This is a genomic window from Mesorhizobium sp. WSM3860, assembly GCF_002294995.1.
Lineage (GTDB): Bacteria > Pseudomonadota > Alphaproteobacteria > Rhizobiales > Rhizobiaceae > Mesorhizobium.
The window spans coordinates 157,794-181,451 of record NZ_NSGF01000004.1; the positions used below are offsets into that span (position 1 = coordinate 157,794).

Annotated in this window: 22 protein-coding genes, 1 tRNA gene and 1 pseudogene; 12 read left to right on the plus strand and 12 right to left on the minus strand. The window is 64.6% G+C overall.

Translation table 11 applies throughout. The features are described from left to right. Positions 1-55 precede the first annotated feature (55 nt). The 5 genes and pseudogenes from CK220_RS09590 to CK220_RS09610 all read right to left on the minus strand — a co-directional run bounded on the left by CK220_RS09590 (position 56) and on the right by CK220_RS09610 (position 5,055). Complete coding sequence (locus tag CK220_RS09590) at positions 56-991, minus strand: DUF3445 domain-containing protein (RefSeq protein ID WP_095811303.1); 936 nt, start codon at positions 989-991, stop codon at positions 56-58. A gap of 40 nt (positions 992-1,031) precedes the next feature. Then, complete coding sequence (locus tag CK220_RS09595) at positions 1,032-1,694, minus strand: aminotransferase class IV family protein (protein ID WP_095811304.1); 663 nt, start codon at positions 1,692-1,694, stop codon at positions 1,032-1,034. Further along, complete coding sequence (locus CK220_RS09600; RefSeq protein WP_095811305.1) at positions 1,643-2,788, minus strand: aminodeoxychorismate synthase component I; 1,146 nt, start codon at positions 2,786-2,788, stop codon at positions 1,643-1,645. Before CK220_RS09600 ends, CK220_RS09595 begins: the two co-directional genes overlap by 52 nt. Before the next feature lie 151 nt (positions 2,789-2,939). After that, positions 2,940-3,226, minus strand: a pseudogene (locus CK220_RS09605) (hypothetical protein); the annotation flags it as partial. Beyond that, positions 3,217-5,055 carry a M3 family oligoendopeptidase gene (locus CK220_RS09610; protein WP_176479038.1) on the minus strand — a complete coding sequence of 613 codons (1,839 nt, stop codon included), beginning with the start codon at positions 5,053-5,055 and terminating at the stop codon, positions 3,217-3,219. The gene CK220_RS09610 and the pseudogene CK220_RS09605, both read right to left, overlap by 10 nt. A gap of 144 nt (positions 5,056-5,199) precedes the next feature. Between CK220_RS09610 and CK220_RS09615 the strand changes: the two genes are divergently transcribed. From CK220_RS09615 to CK220_RS31850, 4 genes are all read left to right on the plus strand, one after another. Then, positions 5,200-6,741, plus strand: coding sequence for a sigma-54 dependent transcriptional regulator (locus tag CK220_RS09615; protein WP_095811306.1), 1,542 nt, complete (start codon positions 5,200-5,202; stop codon positions 6,739-6,741). A 377-nt stretch (positions 6,742-7,118) separates the two neighbouring features. Next, entirely contained in the window at positions 7,119-8,957 is a 1,839-nt protein-coding gene (locus tag CK220_RS09620) for a DUF882 domain-containing protein (protein ID WP_095811307.1), read from the plus strand. 83 nt (positions 8,958-9,040) lie between these two features. Continuing rightward, positions 9,041-9,114: transfer RNA gene (locus CK220_RS09625), tRNA-Gln, on the plus strand. A gap of 123 nt (positions 9,115-9,237) precedes the next feature. Next, positions 9,238-9,414, plus strand: coding sequence for a hypothetical protein (locus CK220_RS31850; protein WP_082980697.1), 177 nt, complete (start codon positions 9,238-9,240; stop codon positions 9,412-9,414). A 65-nt stretch (positions 9,415-9,479) separates the two neighbouring features. Here CK220_RS31850 and CK220_RS09635 read toward each other — a convergent pair whose 3' ends face one another. After that, positions 9,480-10,373: an AraC family transcriptional regulator gene (locus CK220_RS09635; protein WP_095811476.1), complete on the minus strand. Its 894-nt coding sequence runs from the start codon at positions 10,371-10,373 to the stop codon at positions 9,480-9,482. A gap of 209 nt (positions 10,374-10,582) precedes the next feature. On the opposite strand from CK220_RS09635, the gene CK220_RS09640 reads away from it, so the two are divergent. Then, entirely contained in the window at positions 10,583-11,332 is a 750-nt protein-coding gene (locus CK220_RS09640; RefSeq protein ID WP_095811477.1) for an SDR family oxidoreductase, read from the plus strand. Positions 11,333-11,391: 59 nt separating this feature from the next. On the opposite strand, the gene CK220_RS09645 is transcribed toward CK220_RS09640, so the two are convergent. Then, on the minus strand, positions 11,392-12,027 hold the full coding sequence (locus CK220_RS09645; RefSeq protein ID WP_095811308.1) for a 2-dehydro-3-deoxy-phosphogluconate aldolase: 636 nt from the start codon (positions 12,025-12,027) through the stop codon (positions 11,392-11,394). Positions 12,028-12,169: 142 nt separating this feature from the next. Here CK220_RS09645 and CK220_RS09650 point away from each other — a divergent pair, with 142 nt between their 5' ends. From CK220_RS09650 to CK220_RS09660, 3 genes are all read left to right on the plus strand, one after another. After that, positions 12,170-13,099: a rhodanese-related sulfurtransferase gene (locus tag CK220_RS09650; protein WP_095811478.1), complete on the plus strand. Its 930-nt coding sequence runs from the start codon at positions 12,170-12,172 to the stop codon at positions 13,097-13,099. 121 nt (positions 13,100-13,220) lie between these two features. After that, entirely contained in the window at positions 13,221-13,928 is a 708-nt protein-coding gene (locus tag CK220_RS09655) for a tellurite resistance TerB family protein (protein WP_095811479.1), read from the plus strand. A 278-nt stretch (positions 13,929-14,206) separates the two neighbouring features. Further along, positions 14,207-14,959 carry an SDR family oxidoreductase gene (locus tag CK220_RS09660; protein WP_082953977.1) on the plus strand — a complete coding sequence of 251 codons (753 nt, stop codon included), beginning with the start codon at positions 14,207-14,209 and terminating at the stop codon, positions 14,957-14,959. A gap of 12 nt (positions 14,960-14,971) precedes the next feature. Here the strand turns inward: CK220_RS09660 and CK220_RS09665 are convergent, their stop codons facing one another. Next, positions 14,972-16,156, minus strand: a complete 1,185-nt coding sequence (locus CK220_RS09665; RefSeq protein WP_095811309.1) for a pyridoxal phosphate-dependent aminotransferase — start codon at positions 16,154-16,156, stop codon at positions 14,972-14,974. 83 nt (positions 16,157-16,239) lie between these two features. On the opposite strand from CK220_RS09665, the gene CK220_RS09670 reads away from it, so the two are divergent. From CK220_RS09670 to denD, 4 genes are read left to right on the plus strand one after another with little or no spacing between them, the layout of a single operon-like run. After that, on the plus strand, positions 16,240-16,926 hold the full coding sequence (locus CK220_RS09670) for a GNAT family protein (protein WP_095811480.1): 687 nt from the start codon (positions 16,240-16,242) through the stop codon (positions 16,924-16,926). Between the two features lie 13 nt (positions 16,927-16,939). After that, positions 16,940-17,920 carry a cation diffusion facilitator family transporter gene (locus CK220_RS09675; protein WP_095811310.1) on the plus strand — a complete coding sequence of 327 codons (981 nt, stop codon included), beginning with the start codon at positions 16,940-16,942 and terminating at the stop codon, positions 17,918-17,920. A gap of 36 nt (positions 17,921-17,956) precedes the next feature. Next, complete coding sequence (locus tag CK220_RS09680) at positions 17,957-18,163, plus strand: hypothetical protein (protein WP_095811311.1); 207 nt, start codon at positions 17,957-17,959, stop codon at positions 18,161-18,163. A 1-nt stretch (position 18,164) separates the two neighbouring features. After that, on the plus strand, positions 18,165-19,139 hold the full coding sequence (gene denD / locus CK220_RS09685; RefSeq protein WP_095811312.1) for a D-erythronate dehydrogenase: 975 nt from the start codon (positions 18,165-18,167) through the stop codon (positions 19,137-19,139). A gap of 15 nt (positions 19,140-19,154) precedes the next feature. Here denD and CK220_RS09690 read toward each other — a convergent pair whose 3' ends face one another. The 4 genes from CK220_RS09690 to CK220_RS09705 all read right to left on the minus strand — a co-directional run bounded on the left by CK220_RS09690 (position 19,155) and on the right by CK220_RS09705 (position 23,374). Further along, positions 19,155-20,264, minus strand: coding sequence for a nickel/cobalt transporter (locus tag CK220_RS09690; RefSeq protein WP_176479048.1), 1,110 nt, complete (start codon positions 20,262-20,264; stop codon positions 19,155-19,157). Between the two features lie 160 nt (positions 20,265-20,424). Further along, positions 20,425-21,093, minus strand: coding sequence for a DUF1007 family protein (locus tag CK220_RS09695; protein WP_095811481.1), 669 nt, complete (start codon positions 21,091-21,093; stop codon positions 20,425-20,427). 179 nt (positions 21,094-21,272) lie between these two features. Continuing rightward, positions 21,273-22,172 carry a LysR family transcriptional regulator gene (locus CK220_RS09700; RefSeq protein ID WP_095811314.1) on the minus strand — a complete coding sequence of 300 codons (900 nt, stop codon included), beginning with the start codon at positions 22,170-22,172 and terminating at the stop codon, positions 21,273-21,275. Between the two features lie 2 nt (positions 22,173-22,174). Beyond that, the gene (locus CK220_RS09705; protein WP_095811315.1) at positions 22,175-23,374 is read right to left on the minus strand and encodes an amidase; all 1,200 of its coding nucleotides are present in this window, start codon (positions 23,372-23,374) and stop codon (positions 22,175-22,177) included. Positions 23,375-23,658 lie beyond the last annotated feature (284 nt).

Consider the following 23,658-nt stretch of genomic DNA (forward strand, 5'->3'; position numbering starts at 1 on the left):
TGTCACAAACCAGAGAAAACCGCCAACCGACGGCCAAGCCGGCCTGGCGGTTTGGTTAAGCCGCCGGGGCCATGCCGGCAAGGTACGAAACCAGCCGGTCGCGGTCGGCGGTCAAGCCCTTGTAGTCGAGCTGCGCCTGATCGAGAGCATTGAGCTGGTGGGCGAAAGAGGCCGCAAGCGCGACCTTGTCGGGGTGGCAGGCAAGCACTGCCAGCGGGTCGAGATGGATGCGGATGGTGAAGAGGACGTCGCGCGACACCGGCAACTTGCGCAGCGTTTGGTGCTCGACGCGGATGAAGGCGTGGGCGTTGATGTCACCGTCCAGGAAGCGTGTCGGACGGTTCGTAGCACGGTCGATGCGCTCCCCGCTGGAAAGCGGATGATAGAGCGCGTCGCCCGCCTGGATCGACCAGTTGAAGCGCTCGACTGCCTGGCCCTGCAGGCCGTCGAACATGCGGTTGATGAGGTCGGCAGGCCGCGTGCCGGGGCCGAAGCCGGGCACGGGCGCGTGGATCTGTTGCAGTGGCTTGCCGAATTTCTCCTGGAGCGACCAGGATGACGGAAAGCACAGCGAGCCGGCGGCGAGCCGCCAGCCGTCATCGCCGCGGCGCATGATAATCAGGTCTTCCTGCACCAGCAGGGACGCTCGGGCGAGCGGCGCTCTGTTCACTTCGGGAGGCAGCGCGTCGATCGCTTCTTCGAGGCCGACGACCTCGACATCCGAGCCGGCACCTCGGTGGGTCTCGGGATATTTTGCCGGAAGATAGGCGGCGAGAAGGTCGAAAACTTCTTGCTGTGCGTCGCGGGTATCGTGCTCCTCGACAAAGACCTTTTCCGGGATCTCCCCGTAAAGCCGCCGCTTCTCGGCGAGATGGAGCAGAAGGAATTGGTCGACCTCGATCCAGCGGCTGAGCTCGAGCGGCTTCAGGCCGATGGTGAAGAGCGTTGAGGACCCGTCATAGGGCGTATGGGTCGGTTGGCGAATGGCCATGCGTGCCTGGGTGCTATCCAGTTGGTGTCTCCGGCCTCAATCAGCCGAGTTGCGCCGGGATCAGCCCGCGCAGCGAGTTGCCGACGAAGATCGCCCGCGCCGCCTTCAGATCGTCGAAGGTGTAGATCGCTTCCGCGGCGCGGCCTTCGTCCAGAAGCTCGCCGCGCAATACTCCAGGCAGCAGGCCGCAATCAAGCCGCGGCGTCGAGAGCACGCCGTCGCCGAAGTCGGCGAACAGATTGGTGATCGTGCCTTCGCAGAGCTCTCCGCGCTCGTTGGCGAGCAGCACTTCGTCGGCACGGGTGGCGAGGTATTCGGCGCGCGCCTGTTGGTAGATCTCGCGGCGGCTGGTCTTGTGGCGCAGCAGCGTCTCGCCGGAATCGAGCCGGACCCGTGCCAGCTGCAGCCGCCACGCCTTGCCTGCGGGAAGCGGCTCAAATGGCTGCGCGGCGGCTGTCGCCTCGCCGTTGCGCTGCAGGGCAAGCCGGGTCCGCAAAGCGATCCGCTGCGCGCCGATGGCGTTCTTCAGCACCTCGCCGATCCGTTGCGGATCGCAGGCAAAGCCGAGCTCCGCCGCCGAGGCATAAAGCCGTGCAAGGTGGCGTTCGAAGCGCAGCAAGCCCGAGCCGGGCTCCCAGCGCATGGTCTCGATCAGCTCGAAGTCGGCACGGTTCCCGTCGCGAAGCGCGCTTTCAGAAGACACTCCTGGTACTCCTCCTCGGCGTTGGAATCGAAGACGACGCCGCCGCCGACATTGTAGACAGCCTCGCCGTCGGCAAAGAGCGAGATGGTGCGGATCGCCACTGAGAACCGCATCGTGCCGCCGGGCGCGACCCAGCCGATGGCGCCGCAATAGACGTCGCGCGCAACGCCCTCCAGATCGTGCAGGATCTCCATGGCGCGGATTTTTGGCGCGCCGGTGATCGAGCCGCAGGGAAAGAGCGCTGCGAAGACTTGGCGAATACCGATATCCGGCAGGAGCTTCGCCCGCACCCGGCTCACCATCTGGTGCAGGGTCGGGTAGGTCTCGATGCGGAACAGCTCCGGCACTTCCAGCGTGCCGACCTCGCTGATCAGCGAGATGTCGTTGCGCAACAGGTCGACGATCATCCGGTTCTCGGCCTGGTTCTTCTCGTCGTTGCGCAGGAACGCCTTCAGCCGCGCGTCCTCGGCCTTGGTGGCGCCGCGCGGCGCCGTGCCCTTCATCGGGTGCGTCTCGATCATGCCGTCCGCGTCGATCTCGAAGAAAAGTTCGGGCGAGCGCGACAGCACGATCGGATCGCCAAACGAAATCAGCGCGCCGTATTTCACCGGCTGGCGCCCGGTCAGCGCGTCGAAGGCGGCAAGCGGATCGCCCGACCATTGCGCATGGACCGGGAAGGTCAGATTGCCCTGGTAGCAGTCGCCCTTGCGGATATGCTCGTGGAGGCGCGCGAAGCGGATGGCGTAGTCCTCGGCGGACCAGGATGCCCGGGCATCGAAGATCGGTCCGTTGACCGCCAGCCCGTTGCTTTGCGGCACGGCCTGTTCGAGCGGCGCGTCGAAGACGCCAAGACAGACCAGCGGCGCGCGGCGGCCCTCTGGCAGCAACGGCACCAGTTTCGGCTCGAGCAGGTAGCCTGCCTCATAGGAGAAATAGCCTGCAAGCCATTTGCCCGCGTCGGAGGCGGCCTGAGCCGCTTCCAGTGCCGGCGCGAATTCGTCCGCGGTTCGCGCCGTGATGACCTCATGCGGCCCGTCAAAGACGAGCTGGCGGCTGGTCTCGTCATTCCGGAATATTGCTGAGGGCAGGGACATAAGGCTCGGATGCGGTCAACTAAGTCGATCGCTCTATATGGGGGTGGGGCGAGGCGCAATCGAGAGAACGGCGTCGGGCGGCGCAAAGGCACCTGGTCCGAGCAAAGACGGCGCCAATGGACGCCGCCTGCGCTGGGCAGGCAGAGCGAGATCAGTTGTTGTTCGAGGTCCCCGCGGGGAACCGGCGAGCGAATTCGGCCTCGTCGCCCGCGGCCAGCAGTTTCGCCTGCTCGATCCATTTCTCGCGCGCGATGCGGCCGTCGAAATTGAGCACCTCCTCGATGCGCTTGACGTCGGCATCGGTCCAGGCGGCGATCTGGGCGTAGGTCGTGACGCCCTGCGCCTTGAGCATTTAGCGCAAATAAAAGCGCCACAAACATGCGTTCCGGCCAAATCGTTTCTGGTCTATGCCGCCGGGCCAACACCCGTCATTTGTCGAGCGCCTCCAACTCGTCGATCAGCGCGCCGATCACACCCAGGCCGATCTGCCAGAAGGCAGGATCCGTGGCGTCGAGACCGAAGGGCGCCAGCAGTTCCGAATGATGCTTGGTGCCGCCGGCGCGCAGCATCTCGAAATACTTCTCTTGAAAGCCCCGCTCGGCGTTCTGGTAGACGGCATAGAGCGAGTTGACCAGGCAGTCGCCGAAGGCATAGGCGTAGACGTAGAAGGGCGAGTGGATGAAGTGCGGGATGTAGGTCCAGAAGACCTCGTAGCCATCGCGCAACTTGATCGCCGGCCCCAGGCTCTCAGCCTGAACCTCGAGCCAGAACTGGCCCAGCCTGTCCGAGGTCAGCTCGCCGTTGCGGCGCTCGGCATGCACCTTGCGCTCGAACTCGTAGAAGGCGATCTGGCGCACGACGGTGTTGATCATGTCCTCGACCTTCTGGGCGAGCATGGCCTTGCGCTCGCGCTTGTCGGAGGTCTGGTCGAGCAGCGAGCGGAAGGTCAGCATCTCTCCGAAGACGGAGGCAGTCTCGGCCAGCGTCAGCGGGGTGGACGCCATCAGCGCGCCCTGGCCGGCGGCCAGCACCTGGTGAACGCCGTGCCCCAGCTCATGCGCCAGCGTCATCACGTCGCGCGGCTTGCCCATGTAGTTGAGGAGCACGTAGGGATGCGCCGAAGGCACAGTCGGGTGGGCGAAGGCGCCGGGCGATTTGCCCGGCCTTACCGGTGCATCGATCCATTTGCGGTCGAAGAAGGTCCGCGCGATTTCCGCCATCTCCGGCGAGAAACGCTGATAGGCTGACAGCACCGTGTCCCTGGCGTCGTCCCAGCGGATCACCGACTGCGGGGTCTCGGGCAGCGGCGCGTTGCGATCCCAGTGGTTCATGACTTCCATGCCGAGCCAGCGCGCCTTCATCTGATAGTAGCGGTGCGACAGGCGCGGATAGGCTTCGCGCACGGCCGCGGCCAAAGCATCGACCACGCCGCGTTCGACGCGGTTGGCGAGATGGCGTGAATCGGCGATGTCCTCGAAGCCGCGCCAGCGGTCGGAGATCTCCTTGTCCTTGGCGAGCGTGTTGGTGATGAGCGTGAAGGTGCGCAGGTTCTTGCGGAAGGTCGCGGCGAGCGCCTCGGAGGCGCGGCGGCGCACTTCGCCATCCGCATCCTGCAGCCGGTTGAGCGCCGGCTCCAGCGTCAGCTCCTCGCCGTCGACGTCGAAACGCAGGTCGGTCATCGTCTCGTCGAACAGCCGGTTCCAGGCGCCCCGTCCGGTGACCGACTTCTCATGGAACAACTGCTCGACCCGATCCTCGAGCTGGTACGGCTTGTCCTTCCTGAGGTCGAGCACCCAGGGACGGTAATGAGCGAAGGCCGGGTCGGCGGCGAGTGCTGCTTCGATCACCGCGTCGTCGATCAGGTTGAGCTCCAGCGCGAAGAACAAAAGATGCGCGCTGGCATCCGTCATCTTCTCCTGAACGTCGCCATAGAGCTTGGCGCGCTGCGGATCGGCGGTGTTGCCGGAATAGACAAGCCCGGCATAGGAGATGATGCGGCCGATCAGTTCCTCCAGCGCCTCGTAGGCCTTCAGCGCCTCGCCGAGCCGGCCGGCGGCGCCACGCTCGGCTTCGGCGGCCAACGTGCCCTTCCAGCGGACCTCGAAGGCAATGGCGTCGGTTGCCGCCCAGGCGATGTCGCGCTTCAGTTCCGGCGCTTCCATGCCGGAATAGAGATCGGCGAGATTCCACTCCGGCAGCTCGCCGAGCTCCGCCGCGGCCTGGCCAGATGCCGTCGCCGCAAGCCGCTGACCAAACATCATGCGCATCGACAATACCTTCTTTGAATCAACGGGAAAGGAGAAGCCGGTCAAATCCTAAGGATTTCGTTCACCGGGTTTTTTGAAACCTTATTTAGAACCCTGTGCCAAGATGATCCATGGGGATTTATCGGGCGGATAATTCAAACAGTCATGACAGGTTCCGTACTCATAGTCGATGACGATCCCGTGCAGCGCAGGCTGCTCGAGGCGGCGGTGACGAAATTCGGCCACAGCGCCATCGTCACCGAGGGCGGCGAGGCGGGCCTCGATGTGCTCGACGGACCGAACGCGCGCGATGTGTCGGTCGTCATCCTCGACCTGGTCATGCCCGGTCTCGACGGCATCGGCGTGCTGAAGGCGATGCGCGAGCGCGCCATCAATCTCCCGGTCATCGTGCAGACCGCGCAGGGCGGCATCGAAACCGTTGTCTCGGCCATGCGCCACGGCGCTTTCGATTTCGTCGTCAAGCCGGCCTCGCCCGACCGGCTGCAGACCTCGATTTCCAATGCTTTGAAGGTCGAAGCGGTCGAGGACGAGGTGAAGCGCTCGTCGCGGCGTCGCGGCGGCCATCTCACCTTCAAGGACTTGATCACCCGCAGCCCGGCGATGGACCGGGTGATCCGGCTCGGCCAGAAGGCGGCAGCCTCCAACATCCCGATCCTCATCGAGGGCGAATCGGGCGTGGGCAAGGAGTTGGTGGCGCGCGCCATCCAGGGCAGCGGCGACCGCCGCTCGAAACCCTTCGTCACCGTCAATTGCGGCGCCATCCCGGACAATCTGGTCGAATCGATCCTGTTCGGCCATGAGAAGGGGTCCTTCACCGGCGCCACGGACAAGCACACCGGCAAATTCGTTGAGGCGCATTCGGGCACGCTGTTCCTGGACGAGATCGGCGACCTGCCGCTCGACGTCCAGGTCAAGCTGCTGCGCGCGGTGCAGGAGGGCGAGGTCGACCCGGTCGGCGGCCGTTCGACGGTCAAGGTCGACATCCGGCTGATCTCGGCGACGCACCGCAACCTTTTGCAGCAGGTCAAGGACGGCAAATTCCGCGAGGACCTGTTTTATCGCCTGAACGTCTATCCGATCTTCGTGCCGCCGCTGCGCGACCGGCGCGAGGATATCCCCCATCTGGTCAGGCACTTCATGGCGAAGGTGGCTCCGGCCGATCCGCGTCATCGTCTCACCGGCATATCGGCCAAGGCCCTGGCGATGCTGCAGGCCTATGATTGGCCGGGCAACATCCGCCAGCTGGAAAATGCGGTGTTCAGGGCGTCGGTGCTCGCCGAAGGCGAATTGCTGACCGAAGAGGAATTCCCGCAAATCCGCGCGCAGGTCGAAGGCACGGTGAAGCTGGATGCCGAGCCGGAGTCCGCCGTGGCATCGGTTGCGCATGAGCCGCAGCCGGGCGATCAGGCCGTCTCCAATGGAGCGGCGGCAGGCTCGCACGAGGCTGAGGCGCCGGCGCGGCTGCAGCCGCGATTCGGCACGCTGAGGGCCTTGGACGAGCGCGGCAATGTTCGGGCGCTGGCCGATGTCGAGCTCGAGATGATCAAGCTTGCGATCGACCATTATAACGGCCAGATGAGCGAGGTGGCGCGTCGCCTCGGCATCGGACGCTCGACGCTCTATCGCAAGTTGAAGGAATATGGCATTGAGCCCGAAGCGGGTCGTCTCGACCGGCTTGCCTCCTGAGACCCAACGCCCCGGCCCGGCCTGGCTTAAGACTTGAGTCAAATCGTCGCTTATCGGTGGGGAGGGCGCTGTTTTTCAGCAGCTTGCCTGTCAGCAATCACGCATTTAAGGCAAGCGGTAACAGATCGTGTCTCGATCCGGGGCGAATACTCGATCTAAACCAGCAATTTACCACGAAACACGGTGCACTATTTTGACTGGATATCGCCACGGTGTTACCGCATTTCGGCTTCAATAAGCGATGATTAACCATTAGGATCGATATTCGGATGTGAGAACCACGCATCCGTTTGGGCAAATCCGGGGACAAACGGCAGCCTGCAAGGCCTTTTGATTTGAACCAAGTCGAACGACACACGAACGGGCGGCATTTTCACATGAGCGTCTGGCCAAGGTGGCTGACGTTTGTGATTTTGGCCGTCGGGTTCCTCTCGGCAGCCGCCTCCGGCGCGAAAGCCGAAGTCCGTTCGCTGAAGCTCTATCACCTGCACACACACGAAAAGGCCGAGATCGTCTACAAGCGCAATGGCCGCTACGTTCCCGAAGGCCTGCGCAAGATCAACATCATCCTGCGCGACTGGCGCCGCAACGAGCCGACCAAGATGGATCCGCGGCTGCTCGATCTGGTGTGGGAAGCCTACCGGCAAAGCGGAGCGACCGACTACATCCAGGTCGTCTGCGGCTATCGCTCGCCATCTACCAATTCGATGCTGCGCAGCCGCAGCCGCGGTGTCGCCGAGAAAAGCCAGCACATGCTCGGCAAGGCGATGGACTTCTACATCCCCGGCGTGCCGCTGAAGAAGCTGCGCAACATCGGCCTCAAGATGCAGGGCGGCGGCGTCGGCTACTATCCGAATTCCGGTTCTCCGTTCGTCCACATGGACGTCGGCAATGTCCGTCACTGGCCCGGCATCAGCCGCCAGGAGCTGGTCAGCCTTTTCCCGAACGGCAAGACGTTGCACGTGCCGAGCGACGGCCGGCCGCTGCCTGGCTACGAGCAGGCTCTGGCCGCCTACAAGGGGCGCAAGGGCGCCGGCACCCCCAATATCGAGCTGGCCAGCGCCGGCGGCTCGACAAAGCGGTCCGGCGGACTGTTTGCGGCCTGGTTCGGCGGCGGCGATGACGAGGCCGACGACAGCGCCGATGTCGCCAGTGCCCAACCCGCGCCCCCGCCGAAAGCTGTGAAGCAGGTGGCGGCTGCCAAGAGCGGCAACAGCGGCAGCCTGCCGGGCATCGCGATCGTCTCGCCGCAGGATGCCAAACGCGCCAACATCCCGCAGATCGCCGATGACAGCTCGGACGATTCGCAACCGCAGCAGGACACGCCCGAAACCATCATCGCCGCGCTGCCGCCGAAGGAGGTTCCTCTGCCCGCCTTCGCGCCGAGGCCCAAGGCCGATGTCGGCCAGGAAACGGCTCAAAACGTGCCGTTCGCGGTGGCGGACGCCTCGGCCACGGCCGAGCAGGCGGTGGCGACGTCGCATGCTCCGGCCAATGTACCGTTCGGCATGGCCGCCGGCACGGCGCAGGCCGCAGCCGCACAGGTAGCGGTCAACAATGTTCCGCTGCCGACCCGGCGGCCCGATCTACCGAGGGAACTTGCGCCCAAGGACAAGAGCGTGCTTCTGGCGCTGGCGGAAACCGCCTCGCAGGACAAGAGCGCGACCGACGCCTTCTCGGTGCTGCCGAGCGCGCGGCCCGACACGGGCAAACCGGATGAAATCAAAGCGGTGCTCGAGCAGGCCAGCGCAACCACCGTGGCCGGCTCGAGTGGGGCCGAATACGAGGTCGCTTCGCTGACTGCGCCGGAGCCACGCTCGGCATTCAACGATCCGTCGGGACTCGATGCGGCTTCGCCGCGTCAAGCCATTGCCGCTCGCCCCGCCGGCACCGACCCGGCGCAGGCGATCGGCGCCGGCGTAAAGACGACGCGCAAGGAGGCCAGGGCCTCCGCCAACGACCTGAAGCCCGGCCCGAAGGCGATGGTGGTGGCAACGCCGCCGCAGGCAGCGCGCTGGGCGCTGGGCAGCGGCGACAACATCGCCACCGTTTCCGATCCGACGACGGCACCGCGCTATGCCTATAACATCGTGCACTCGCCGCCGAGCGAGGTCTACACGGCCGGCTTCCAAACGGACGGGCAATTGCCGGACCCCAGCCGGTTCACCGGCAACGCGGTGAAGTTCCTTTCGGTCGCCCGCTTCCAGACGAAATAACGAGCCCGCCAGTGCCGCAACAGCCGCGTTGAACAACCGCGCGGTTTTTGCCTCCTATTTGAGCTTGCCTTCACTGCCCGATCTCCCGCTTCGTCTAATGGTAGGACAGCGCCCTTTGAAGGCATGAATCGTGGTTCGAATCCATGAGCGGGAACCAGCTGGCGGCGGCGGTTTCCGGCCGGCGCCGGCATGCCATCACGCAAGCTTAAACTTCTCGTGAGACCGGAACGGCGCGCGCTTTTTCGGGTTAGAGTACGTTCGTTCCAAACTGGGGATATTCATGAAGAAGATTCTATTGGCGTCAGTTCTCGCTCTTGCGGCGGCATCGGCTGCCGTGGCTCCGACGCAGGCCGAAACCGTTATCGTCAAGACCGGCAAGCATCACTGCAGGACCAAGGTGGTGACGCATTGGGTTCACCACCGCAAGGTCGTCGAGAAGGTCAAGGTCTGCCACTGATCGCATTCCAAGTCCCTTGCCCGGCCAGCATATGCTGGCCGGGTTTTTGTGTCGCCTAAGGCGGTTTAGTCGACCTCTAGCGCGGGCGCTTCGCCCATCGCCAGAAGCCGCGCGGCGTCACGCGCCGGGGGCAAGCCGAACTGGCGCGCATATTCCCGGCTGAACTGGGAAGCGCTTTCGTAACCGACGGCAAACGCGACACGCGCGGCGTTGCCCGGCTGTGCGATCAGCAGATGGCGGGCTTCCAGCAGACGGACCTGCTTCTGATACTGGATCGGGCTCATGGCCGTAGCCGCCTTGAAGTGGCGATGGAACGCGGCGTTGCTCATATGGGCGAGCGCGGCTAACCCCTTGACGTCGATCGGCTCGTTGTAGTGCGCGCGTATCCACTGGGTGGCGCGGCGAATCTGCGACAGGCGTCCGTCGGCGCGCGCGAGCTGGCGCAGCTTTTCGCCCTGCGGGCCTTGCAGCAGGCGAAACGCGATCTCCCGCTCGAGCATCGGAGCGAGCACGGGAATCTCGGCCGGCCTGTCGAGTAGCCGCAGCATCCGGCGCCATGCATCGAGCAAGGCGTCATCGGCGGGATAGGTGACAAAGCCGTCGGCGCCGGCGGCCGGCCTGTGGTCGATCAGCAATGTGGCGACCACCTCGATGTCGAGAGCGAAGGCGATGGCCATGTATGGGAGGGCGGCGCTCGCCTCGATCAACTGGCTGGTGGCGGGCGTCTCGACCGCATAGACGAAGCAGCTGCCGGCGCTGTAGCGAAGCGTGCGGTCGCCGATCAGCACCGATTTCGTGCCCTGCAGCACGAACAAGGCCGTCGGCTGACAAAGCTCAGGCAGCGGCGGTGTCGGAACCTCGCTGCGGCCGATCGTGACGCGCGGCACAGCCGTCCTCGTCCGCCGTCCACGCGCATGGCGGCCGGCGATGGCGATCAATTCCTGAAGCGCTTCGTTCATCGGGTTCAGCATTGCCGATCCGCGCGGGTCGCGCAACGATGTGCAAGCGCGCACCGCGACGCGCAGGCGCGCACTTGGTGACGCGCAGGTGCGCACTTGGTGACGCGCAAGCGCGCACCTGAGAGGATTAGGCAAGAGCTTGAGAGCTTTCGGCGCGCGAAACCGACCGGCTCACGTCATTTCCAGGTCATCGAAAAGGAGACATGGACATGACGACACGGAAGAACGCGCTGGTGACCGGCGCCAACAAGGGCATCGGCTTCGAGACCGCGCGGCGACTGGCGGCGATCGGATATAAGGTCTGGCTCGGCGCCAGGGACGCCAAGCGCGGTCAGGCTGCGGCCGAGGCGCTGCGCGGCGAAGGGTTCGACGTCGAGTGGCTCGCGCTCGATGTCACCAGTGAGGAGAGCGTGACGGACGCGGCCAAGACCCTCGCGGCGCGGGCGCCCAGCCTCGATGTGCTGGTCAACAATGCCGGCGTCGCCCCCGGATATGTCGATGCGCTCGGTCCGGACGGCCGCTATGAACGGCCGCCGCGCCGGGAGAGCATCGCCGACATCAAGGCGACCTATGAGGTCAACGTCTTCGGTCCGGTTCGCGTCACCCAGGCATTCCTGCCGCTGCTGTCGGCATCGGGCGCCGCCCGCATCGTCATGCTGAGCAGCTATCTCGGCTCGATCGCGCGTGCGGCCGGCGAAAGCCAGTCACCGAACGTCATGGGCTATGGCAGCTCGAAGACGGCGCTCAATGCCATCACCGTGGCCTTCGCCAGGGAACTTGCGCCGCGCGGCATCATGGTCAATGCCGCCGCTCCCGGCTACACGGCGACCGATCTCAACGCGCACAAAGGCCACCGCACGGTGCAGCAGGCGGCGGAAATCGTCGTGCGCCTGGCAACGCTCGATGCCGGCGGGCCGACCGGCGGCTACTTCGATGAGAACGGCCCGCTGCCCTGGTGATTGCTGAATGGGCGCAATTCCGGATGGAAGAACCGGTGCCCACTCTTCCTGGAATTGCGTTAGGCGAGCTTGCTCGCCTCGCGCGCCAGGGCTTCGATCTCATCCCATTTGCCGGCCTTGATGAGATCGTCGGGCGCAACCCACGAGCCGCCGACGCAGATGACGTTGGGGAGGCTGAGATAATCGGCGGCGTTCTTGGCCGTTATGCCGCCGGTCGGGCAGAATTTCACGTCGGCGAGCGGCGAGGCGAAAGCCTTGAGCGATGCAATTCCGCCCGACTGTTCGGCCGGGAAGAATTTCAGGAAGCGCAGGCCGGCTTCACGCGCGGCCATGATCTCCCCGGGGGTGATGGCGCCGGGCAGCAGCGGCACGGGGCTGTCCTTGGCCGCGTCGAGAAGCTGGCCCGTGATGCCCGGGCTTACGATGAATTTCGAGCCGGCGCGTGCCGCCTCGTCGAACTGCTCGGCATCGAGAATGGTGCCGGCACCAACAACCGCATCCTCGACTTCGGCCGCGACGCGGCGGATCGCTTCCAGCGCATCGGCGGTGCGCAGCGTGATCTCGATCGCCCGAAGGCCGCCGCGCGACAGGGCGCGGGCGAGCGGCACGGCGTCGGCGACATTGGCGATCTTGAGCACCGGGATGACCGGCTGGCCGTTGAGGAGCGACAGGAGCTTTTCGGTCTTGCTGGTCATTGGCTTGTCTCTCCGTTGCGATCGATTTCAACCGATTAGCAGAAGGGGTATTCCAAGTCCACGAAGGCGGGCGTGTCGCGATGTCACGCGGCGCGCCTGCTTTGCCTTGAAACGGCTTTCAGCACGGTCTAGTGGCATGGGCATGACAACAGCCAAGGAAATTCAGCCGGTCCGCGTTGCCGCGCTTTACAAGTTTGCGCGGCTAGTCGGTTACCAAGCCCTGCGCGCGCCGCTTGCCGCCTTCTGCTGCGGACGCGGCATCAAGGGCACGCTGCTTTTGGCGCATGAGGGCATCAACGGCACGGTGGCCGGCAGCGAGGAAGCGATCGCCGCGCTTATCGATCACCTCCAGGCGATCGAGGCGCTTGCCGGCCTGGAAGTCAAATACAGCACCGCCGCCGACATGCCGTTCCACCGCATGAAGGTCAGGCTGAAGCGCGAGATCGTCACCATGGGCGTCGACGATCTCGATCCGGCGACCAGTGCCGGCACCTATGTCGCGCCGGCCGATTGGAACGCGCTGATCTCGGACGCCGACACGTTGGTCGTCGACACGCGCAACGCCTACGAGGTGTCGATCGGCACCTTCAAGGGCGCGGTCGATCCCGAGACCGCCAGCTTTCGCGAGTTCCCGGCCTGGGTCGAAGAGCACCGCGAGGAGCTCGAAGGCCGCAAGGTGGCGATGTTCTGCACCGGCGGCATTCGCTGCGAGAAGGCGACCGCTTACGTGAAGTCGCTGGGCTTCAGGCAAGTCTTCCATCTCAAGGGCGGCATCCTGAAATACCTCGAAGAGGTGCCGGCCGAAGAGAGCCTGTGGCAGGGCGAATGCTTCGTCTTTGACGAGCGGGTATCGGTGTCGCACGGACTGGCCGAGGGCGAAGCCGAACTCTGCCGCGCCTGCCGGCATCCGCTCACCGTCGAGGACCGGCTTTCGCCGAAATATACGGCCGGCGTCTCATGTCCGCATTGCTTCGAAGCGCGCTCGGACGAGGACCGGACGCGCTACGCCGAGCGTCATCGCCAGGTCGAACTCGCGCATGCGCGGGGCGCCAAGCGCCACATCGGAAGCTGAGCAGCGCTGGTTTCGTCAAAACATCCGCCCGTTCATTGTAATGTCAATGCGCGGGGCCTACGTCTTGCCGATCCGAAACACCGCCCGGGCGCGTTCGGCCGGGCCAATTCTGGAGGCATTGATGCTCGACCCCAAGAAGCTGCTCGACGACCTGTTCGGCTCGCAAATTCCCGGCACGGGATCGACCGTTCGCGACAAGGCGGGGCAGGCGGTGCAGATGGCGAAGGACAATCCGCTCGCCGCCGGCGGGCTGGCGGCGGTGCTGCTCGGCACCGGCCCCGGTCGGCAGGTGACGGGCGCCGCCATGAAGCTCGGCGGCCTGGCAGCCATTGGCGGCCTCGCCTACAAGGCCTACCAGAACTACAAGGCCGGCAATACACCGTCACAACAACCCGTGGCCGGCGAGCCGGAGTTGCTGCCGCCGCCCAAGGACACCGCCTTCCATCCCTCGCAAGCGCCGCAAGGCGAGGTCGAATTCACGCTGACCCTGGTGCGGGCGATGATCTCGGCGGCCAAGGCGGATGGCCATGTCGATGACGAGGAGCGGCAGAAGATCGCCGACAAGCTGAAGCTCGCCGGCATCGGTGCCGAAGCTGAAAAATTCCTGCTGGATGAGCTTGAACGCCCGCTCGATCTCGACGTCCTGATCGCCGGCGCCAAGACCGACGCGCAGAAGGTTGAGCTCTACACCGCCTCGCGCCTCACCATCGATCCCGACACCCGCACCGAGCGCGGCTATCTCGACCTGCTCGCCGGCCGCCTGGGCCTGCCGGACGCGCTGGTCGACCATGTCGAGGCGACGGTCTCGGCGGCGAAGGCGCCGGCTTGAAGCGCGCCCAATCCGCGCCGGCAAATCCCGGTTGGTAAACGCGCATGGGACGTGCTGCTGGCCGTCAATCTTTCGTTAACCCAGCAAGCGCATCATTCTAACCAGTCGGACCGGCTTATCCTCCTCCCAAGCGCGGTTCAGATGAGGGGCGGTCGCCAATGACCGCCCTTTTTGTCGGCTCTTCTTTCTTGCCGACAATAGCCGCTTGCCACGCCCTCCATCATTTGCGATGCCACGTCTTCTTCCAGCAGTGACGGGGAGCGAAGACGATGACCGCCATGACAGAGAAAACAGCCATCGTTACCGGCGCCGGCACCGGCATCGGCAAGAGCGTCGCTACCACGCTGCTCAAGGCAGGCTGGAACACCGTGTTCTGCGGCCGCCGCAAGACGCTGCTCGAGGAGGCGATCGCCGAGGCCGGGAAGACCAGCGCCAGGGCGCTTGCGGTCGCATGCGACATCAGCAAGGCCGGCGAGGTCGACGACATGTTCGAGACAGTGGTGGAGGCGTTCGGGCGCGTCGACCTGCTCTTCAACAATGCCGGGATGGGCTACAAGTCGACGCTGATCGACGAGATCCCGGTCGAGGTCTGGAACGATGTCGTCGGCGTCAACCTGACCGGCTCGTTCCTGTGCGCCCGTGCCGCCTTCGGCGTCATGCGCCGGCAAAAGCCGATGGGTGGGCGCATCATCAACAATGGTTCTGTGTCGGCCTATGCGCCGCGGCCGGGCTCAGCGCCCTATACGGCGACCAAGCACGCCATCACCGGCCTGACCAAGACCCTGGCGCTCGACGGCCGGCCCTATGACATTGCCTGCGGCCAGATCGACATCGGCAACGCGCTGACCGAGATGGCGCAGGCGATGACCGTCGGCGTGCCGCAGGCCAACGGCTCCATCGCCGCCGAAGCGGTGATGGATGTCCAGCGCGTCGCCGACGCGGTGCTTCACATGGCGAGCCTGCCGCTCGACGCCAACGTGCTGTTCATGACCGTGATGGCGACGAAGATGCCGTTCGTCGGCCGCGGGTGAGGGGCTGAAGCTCTATTTCGTCAAGAACACTTCGATCCGCTCCAGCGCTCGCAAAATGTTCTCCTCTGAATTGGCGTAGGAGAGCCTGACATAGCCTTCGCCGAGCACGCCGAAATCGGGGCCGCCGATCAGCGCGACGCCGGCATCCTCCAACAGCGCCGAGGCAAGCTTCTTGGCCTTCCAGCCGGTCTTCGACACGTTAGGGAAGGCATAGAAGGCGCCCTTCGGCGTGATGCAGGAAATGCCGGGGAGCGCGTTCAGCCCTTCGACCACGATCTTCCTGCGGTTGTCGAAGGCGCGCATCATCTTTTCGACATCGTCCTGCGGGCCGTCTATCGCGGCGATTCCGGCATACTGGCTCGGCGCGTTGACGCAGGACCAGCAATTGACCGCCAGCTTGCGCACCTTGTCATACAGGTAAGCGCCCTTTTCGCCGTTTGGCCAGATCGACCAGCCCATGCGCCAACCGGTCATCGCCCAGGTCTTGGACCAGCCGTTGAGCACGATCAGCCTGTCGCGGATTTCCGGAAAATTGAGCAGCGAGCAGTGGGTCTCGCCGTCATAGGTCATAACCTCGTAGATCTCGTCGGAGAGGATCGCGACCTCAGGGTGCTTCTCCAAGCCCTTCACGAGTTTGGCGATCTCGTTCCGCGCGGTTACGCCGCCGGTCGGATTGGCGGGCGAGTTGAGGATCAGCAGCCTGGTCTTCGGCGTGATCAGCGCCAGCGTTTCTTCCGCCGAGAAGGCAAAGCCGTTCTCCTCGCGGATCGGCACCGGGACTGGAGCAGCACCCGTGAACTCGATCATCGAGCGATAGATCGGAAAGCCGGGATCGGGATAAAGAATCTCCGCCCCCGGTTCGCCGAACATCAGGATCGCGGCGAACATGGTCGGCTTGCCGCCGGGCAGGATCATCACGCTCTCGGGCGTTACCTCGACGCCGGTGGTGGTCAGCGTGCGGCGCACGACGGCCTCGCGCGTGGCCAGCAGCCCATTTGCAGGGGTATAGCCGTGGTGGCCGTCGCGCAGAGCCTTGATCGCCGCCTCGACGATATGCTGCGGCGTCTTGAAGTCGGGCTGGCCGATGCCGAGGTTGATGATGTCGCGGCCCTGATGGGCAAGCGCCGTTGCCCGCGCGAGCACCGCAAAGGCATTTTCCTCGCCGAGACGATCGAAGGCCGCGATGGTGTGGAGCATTTTTCCCGTCCCTGTGGTTCTTCCTCTAGGCGAGCGTTTTTGTGAGCGTCCGCCAGGAAAAGTCAAACGGATTGGAGTTTTCGGTGTCGGAAAATCTGAAGAATTGGCAGCCACGCCCGCGGCCCGAACGCAAGGCGCTGGAAGGCCGCTACGTCCGGCTCGAGCCACTGAGCGCGGCGAAGCACGGCGACGGGCTCTACGAGGCGTCGTCGGTGCCGGATGCCGGAGGCCGCTTCGCCTGGCTGCCGGACTATCCGCCCGAGACCCGCGCCGCCTTCCAGCCATGGCTGGACAAAGTCGAGGCGAGCGAGGACCCGCTGTTCTTCGCCATCATCGACAAGGCAAGCGGCAAGGTCGCCGGGCGGCAGACGCTGATGCGCATCGATGCCGCCAACGGCGTCATCGAGATCGGCAACATCTATTGGGGGCCGCTGATCTCGCGCAGGCCGCAGGCGACCGAAGCGCAGTTCCTGTTCACCAAATATGCCTTCGACGAGCTCGGCTATCGCCGCTACGAGTGGAAATGCAACAACCGCAACGAGCCGTCAAAGCGCGCGGCGGAACGTTTCGGCTTCAAGTTCGAAGGCATTTTCCGCCAACATCTTGTGGTAAAGGGCGAAAACCGCGATACGGCGTGGTATTCGATCATCGACAAGGAGTGGCCGCCGCTATGCAGGGCCTATGAGGCCTGGCTCGATCCGGCGAATTTCGATGGCGAGGGCCGCCAAAAGCGGCGGCTCGAGGATTTTCGCGCCGAATTCGGCGCCTAGCAGGAGTTGCGCGATGGCGCATGATCACGGCTCATATGGGCACAGCCACGGCGCGGGTCACATGCATGGGTCGACCGACAAGAAGCGCGTTCTCATCGCGGCCTGCCTGACCGGCGGCTTCATGGTCGCTGAGGCGCTCGGCGGCCTGCTCACCGGCTCGCTGGCGCTGCTTGCGGATGCTGGCCATATGCTCGCCGATTCGATCGCGCTCGGCCTCGCCTGGTATGCCTTCCATCTCACCGGACGTCCGGCGACCGGGCGTCTCACCTACGGCTTCGCCCGCGTGAAGACGCTGGTCGCCTACACCAACGGCATCGCCATCTTCGTCATCGCGCTCTGGATCGTCTACGAGGCTTGGGGGCGGCTGATGCACCCGGGGCCGGTGCTGGGCGGGCCGATGCTGGTGGTGGCGGTCGCCGGCCTGCTCGTCAACGTCGCCTCCTTCTTCGTGCTGCATGGCGGCGACCGCGAAAGCCTCAATATGCGCGGCGCCATCCTGCATGTGCTGGGCGATCTGCTTGGCTCGGCCGCGGCAATCGCTGCGGCCCTCATCATCCTCGCCACCGGCTGGACGCCGATCGATCCGATCCTATCCGTGCTGGTGGCGCTGTTGATCCTGTCGACGGCGTGGTCGCTGATGCGCGAGGCCGCCCATGTGCTGCTCGAAGGCGTGCCGGCAAGCCTTGACCGCGACCTGATCGCCAAGGATTTGGAAGCCGCGGTCAAGGGCTTGCGCGAGGTGCATCACATGCATGTCTGGTCGCTCGACGGCACCAGCAACATGGCGACGCTGCATGCCTGCCTGAATGACGGCGTCGATCCGCATGCGGCGGTAAGCGCCATCAAGAAGCGGCTTGCCGCGAAGCACGGCATCGATCATGCAACGGTGGAGCCCGAGTTCGGCCTATGCGCCGACAGCCATGACGAGCACGATCATCACCATGATCACGACCATGCGCATGATGCGCCTCGCGATCGCCGCCACTATCACTGAGCCGGTGATGAGCTTCGGATCGAGGGACGGCGCCTGATGGATCGCGAGACGCGCAACGCGGCGATCGCCGCGGCCTGTATACTGCTCCTGTTCGGGCTCGCCGCCTATTTCCTGCCTACCATAATGCTGGCCGTCGGCAGCGTTTCGACGGTGCTTGCCGCAATCGTAGGCGCAATATTCATTGTGGCGCTGTTCGTCGTCTTCTGGCTGCGCGGACGCAGCCAGCGCAAGAGAGGTCGCTGAAATGAGAATTCTGATCACCGGCGCGGCAGGCATGGTTGGCCGAAAGCTGATCGCAAGGCTGGCCAGGGACGGTGTGCTGCGCGGGCGCAAAATAACCGCGCTCGATCTGCACGATATCGTGCCGCCGCAGGCGCCGACGCCCGCGGGAGTCGATGTCTCGATCCACACCGGCGACCTTTCCACGCCCGGCGCGACGGCTAATCTCGTCGCTTCCCGCCCGGACGTGATTTTCCATCTCGCCGGCATCGTCTCCGGCGAGGCGGAGGCCAACTTCGACCTCGGCTACCGCGTCAATCTCGACGGCACACGCGCTTTGTTCGACGCGGTGCGGCTGGCGGCCTTCGCGCCGCGCCTTGTCTTCACCTCGTCGATCGCGGTGTTCGGTGCGCCGTTCCCGGATGTCATTCCGGACGAATTCCACCCGACGCCGCTCACCTCCTACGGCACGCAGAAGCTGATCTGTGAGGCGCTGCTCGCCGACTACTCACGGCGCGGATTCTTCGACGGCATCGGCATCCGGCTGCCCACCATCTGCGTGCGGCCGGGCAAGCCGAACAAGGCGGCGTCGAGCTTCTTCTCAGGCATCATCCGCGAGCCGCTCAGCGGGCAAGAGGCGATCCTGCCGGTGCCGCGCTCGGTGCTGCACACGCATGCCAGCCCGCGTTCGGCGGTGAATTTCCTGATCCATGCGGCCGAAATCGACGGCGATAAGGTCGGGCCGCGGCGCAATCTCACCATGCCCGGTGTAGCCGTCACGGTCGGCGAGCAGATCGAAGCGCTGGAGCGCATCGCCGGTTTCGAGGTGGCGAGGCGCATCCGCGAGCAGTCCGACGAAACGATCTGGGCGATCGTCAAGGGCTGGCCGACGCGCTTCGAGGCTAGACGCGCGCGGGAGCTCGGCTTTGTCGCCGAGCGCAGCTTCGACGAGATCATCCGCGCGCATATCGAGGATGAGCTGGGCGGAAAGATCGCGTGACAGGTTTGGCCGGCGTCAGGCGCCGCCCGTCAGGCTGGCCGACAACAGCAGCAGGCCGACCAGGAAGATGAAGGCCGCGCCGCCGATCTCGACGATCGAGTGGATGCGGTTGCCGATGCGTCCGTCGCCGGCGAAATAGACAGCCCAGTTCTTGGCCGTCACCGCGATCGTCGCCAGCGCCGAGACGGTGATCGCGGTGCCGATCGACATCGCTAGCACCGAGAGCAGTCCACCAAGCCAAAGCCCGTTGAGCAGCGCGAAGCTCAGCACGATCAACGCGCCGGAGCAGGGACGGATGCCGACGGCGGCCACCGCCGACCAGGCGGTGCGCCAGTCGAAGCGGTCGCCCGAAAGCAGCGCCGGGTCCGGCGCGTGCGAGTGGCCGCAGGTCTCGCACACTTCGCCCGAACCACGGTCGTGGTGATGATGCCCAGCGTGATCGTGTGCGGCGTGATCGTGGTGGTGGTGCTCATGCGCGCCATGATCGTGGCTATGCGCGTGCGAATGCCCATGGTCGTGGTCGTGATGCGCATGCAGCGCATGCGAATGCGCTGAATGCGAATGAGCGTGGGAATGGCCGGTATGGGCTGCCGAAAGGCTGTAGGCGGGCGCCCTGCCGAGCATGCGCAGGATTGACGGACCGAGCTTGCGCCACAAAAGCCACGCACCAAACAGAGTGACCAGCACATAGCTTGAGATTTCGAGGAACCATGCCGCGTCGGTCATCGACACCGTGGTCCCGCGCAGCACGAAATAGGCAAGCATCATGACGACGACCGCGGTGAGGCCCTGCAGCAGCGCCGAGACGAAGGACAGCATGATGCCGCGCTTCAGCGCCACCTCGTTGGCCACCATGTAGGAGGAGATCACCGCCTTGCCGTGGCCGGGGCCGGCGGCGTGGAAGATGCCGTAGGCGAAGGAAAGGCCGATCAGCAGCCAGAGCTTGCTGCCGTCCTGGCGCATCGCCTTCATCGCGGCTGCCAGCGAATGGTAGAATTCCTGCTGCCGCAGATTGATCCACATCAGGATATTGGCGAACGGGCCGGAGGTGCTGGGAGCCATGCCGTCATTGGTGCCGATGCCGAGCGAGCTCTGGGCATGGGCGACGCCGGGCAGATGCGTCATGACCAGGGTGGCGGCCGCAAGGCCGAGCGCCAGGCGGATATTCGTGGGATGCCCCACGAATATCCGCCTGGATTCCCTTGCTTGTCGCAGGTTCCGATCGCAAAACCGTGGGACACTTTTGCGGAACCTGCTTGCGCGCAGCGACAATTTCATCACCAAATTATCCTTCCGGCGGACAGTTCAGTTCGAGCTTAGTGGCGAAGATCTTGCTCATGTCCGTGCCTGTCGGATCGTTGAAGAACGCTTCCGTCAGGGTCTTCTGGTTTTCCTTGATCGCTTCGTCCGGATCGGGACGGATCACCTTCTTGGTGCAATTCGCGGGCAATCCCGCGACGGTGAGGTTGGCGTCGTCGGTGAAGTCGATCGCCGTGTAGAAGGTCGGATCGTAGACGCCGATGTCGATCTTGCCGGCGAGCTTGATCGGCGTCTTCGGCTGCGACTCGAACAGAATGATCAACTGGTCGTTGTCGAAGTTCGCCATCAGATGCGGCGGAGGGACCATGGGCACATCCTTGCCGTCCTGCGTGACCAACTGGAAATAGTTGAACTCGGCCAGCGAGGAATGGACGGTGTCGGCCACTTCCTTGAGCTCTTTGTCGTCAAGTTTCAGATCGGAGTTCTTGTCGAACTCCATCATCACTGTACTCGAAAACAGATCGTCGAAGCGCCAAAGGTGGCGCAGCGCCGTCACACTTTGGTGATCCGCGCTGAGGATGACGTCGAGGCGAGCCTCGGCGAAGACGTGCGGGTGCACCTCGGCAGGCTCTACCGCGGCAAAGGTGGCCGCAAAGGCCGAAGCCAGCATGGTTGCTTGCCGTTTCAAGTGCATTCCGGGCCGCGATTCCATCGACTTTGGGATTGGGCCCCGAGAGTTATCAGAAAGGGGGCGAAATTGGGACGCGCTCGGAGACCGTGGCGCTCCTTCAGATTCGCTCGACGCGCTTTTTGGGTTCTGATCTTGCGCATGCCTTTGTGCCGAAACCGGTTCCCACCTTCGGGGGACATGCTTCATGCAGCGTCGCGCGTCCTGAACCAGTGCACCAGGAAATCGACGAAGACACGGACCTTGGCGGGCAAATAGCGGCGATGCGGATAGACCGCGAAGATGCCGCTGCCCGAGAGGATGCGGTCGTCGAGCACCGTCACCAGCTTGCCCGACGCGACGTCCGGCGCAGCGATGAAATCCGGCAGGATGGTGAAGCCCAGGCCCGACACGGCGGCTGCTCTCGCCGCCATAGGACTGTTGACCTCGATCGGGCCCGACACGGTGACGCTCACCGAATCCTCGCCGTCTCCCTTGAAGCGCCAGTTGGCCAAAGAGCGGCCGTTGGTGTCGACGATGCAGGGCATGTTGGAGAGATCCTGCGGGCGCGTCGGGGTGCCATGCTTTGCGAGCAGGTCCGGCGAAGCGCAAAGCTTGATTGAAAACGGTCCCAGGCGCCGCGCGATCAGCGACGAGTTCTCCAGCCGCGAAATGCGCACGGCGACATCGAAGCCTTCCTCGACCAGGTCGACGAAGCGGTCGTCGAGATGGATGTCGAGCACGATGTCGGGATGCTGCTTGGCAAAGTCGATCAGCGACTGGCCGATCGGCGCGTCGGCGAAGGTGCGCGCTGCCGAGAGCTTGATGCGGCCGCGCACGTCGCCGGAAGATTCGCGCACGGCATCGGCCAGGCTGTCGACCTCGCGCACGATTTCGGAGGCGCGCTGATAATAGGTGTGGCCGGCTTCGGTCAGCGAGAACTGCCGCGTGGTGCGGTTCAACAACAGCGCGCCGAGCTCGTCCTCCAGCTCGCGCACATATTTCGACAGCAGCGCCTTCGAGCGGCCGATCTTGCGCGCGGCGGCCGAGAAGCCTTCGGCCTCGACCACGTCGATGAAGGCGCGCATGCGGGTCAATGTATCCATGATCAGACCTTTCGGGCCGCGTCGAGAATCGTGCGGCCGAGCCGTATCAGGGCGACGTCGCTGCCGGAAGGGCCGAGCAGCGATAGGCCGAAGGGCGCGCCGTCGACGGAGCCGAGCGGCAAGCTGATCTGCGGGAAGCCCGACAGGCCGGCCAGGCACAGCAGATGCAGCGCCCTTTCGCGATAGGCCTGGAACTGCTCCGGCGTGCTGGTCTTCAGTGGCGCTGCGCCCGGCACGGTCGGCAGAACAAGAAAGCCGTCGTTGCCGAGCAGCTTGCCGAACTCGGAGCCGAAGGCTGCCCGTCGCGCCGTTTCGGTCTCGACTGTCTTTGTATCGATCGTGCGGCCGAAGCCGAAACGCTCGTCGACACCCGGACCAAGCCCGTGATCGCCTGCCGAAATCCAGCCGCCATGCACCTGCCAGGCCTCAAAGGCCTGCAGCCGGCGAAAGCACCAGTAGAGATCATCCGGGGAGGAGGCGAAGGCGTGTTCGGTTTCAGTAGGCTCGCCGACGACGGCTGCTGCCTGTGCCTTCATCCGCGCATATTCGGCGGCTTCCGTCGGTCCGGAGACAAAGGCATCGAGCCAGCGGATCGACAGCGGGCGGTTCAGCGGATGCTGGTGTGGATCGCGCCCGAGCAGAAGCTTGCCGACCATTTCGTAAGTTTCTATGTCGCCGGCGAACCAGCCGAAGGTGTCGAAGCTCGGCGCGAGCTTCATGGCGCCCTCGAGCGATATCCGGCCGTGACTGGTGCGCAGCCCGATCAACCCGCAGAAGCTCGCCGGCGCGCGGATCGAGCCGCCGGTATCGGAGCCGACGGCGATGTCGGCAAGGCCGCCGGCGACCGCCGCCGCCGAACCTGACGAGGAGCCGCCGGTCACGCGATCCGGAGCGGCTGCGTTCACCGGAAACGCGAAATGCGAATTCTGGCCGAACAACGAGAAGGCGAGCTCGTCGGTTTGTGTCTTGCCGACGAATCGCGCGCCGGCGTCGAGAATCAACTGCACGGCCTCGGCCGTCCGCGAGGAGGCGTGAGCCTGCTCGAACTTGCGCGGGTTGCCGCAGCCGGTGCGGTAGCCGGCGACGTCATAGATGTCCTTAACCGCCAGGTGCAGGCCAGCTAGCGGGCCAAATTCCGCGTTGGCCACGGGCATTTGACGCAGATCGAGGAAGGCGTTGAGAGGGCCGTGAGTGCCTGGCATTGTTCGATTTCCGGATACGGTCCACAAACATTGTTCGATGCCGGAATTTTTACAACCGGCGCTTACGATTTTTATTGATTGTAAAACCCTTCGCTCTTATATCGCGCTTGCCCAAAGTCGCACGTGCCTGTGGGTGTCCGCCGATCCTCGAATGGTGAGGGCAATCGGTAAGGTAACTGGAGCCAACCCCTCCAGTCGGTCAGTGGCCAACCACAAGACCGAGGACACCTTGAAGCAACGACGGTGCGGGCCTTTCTGGTGTCTGCCGGTCGTCCAAAGACCGG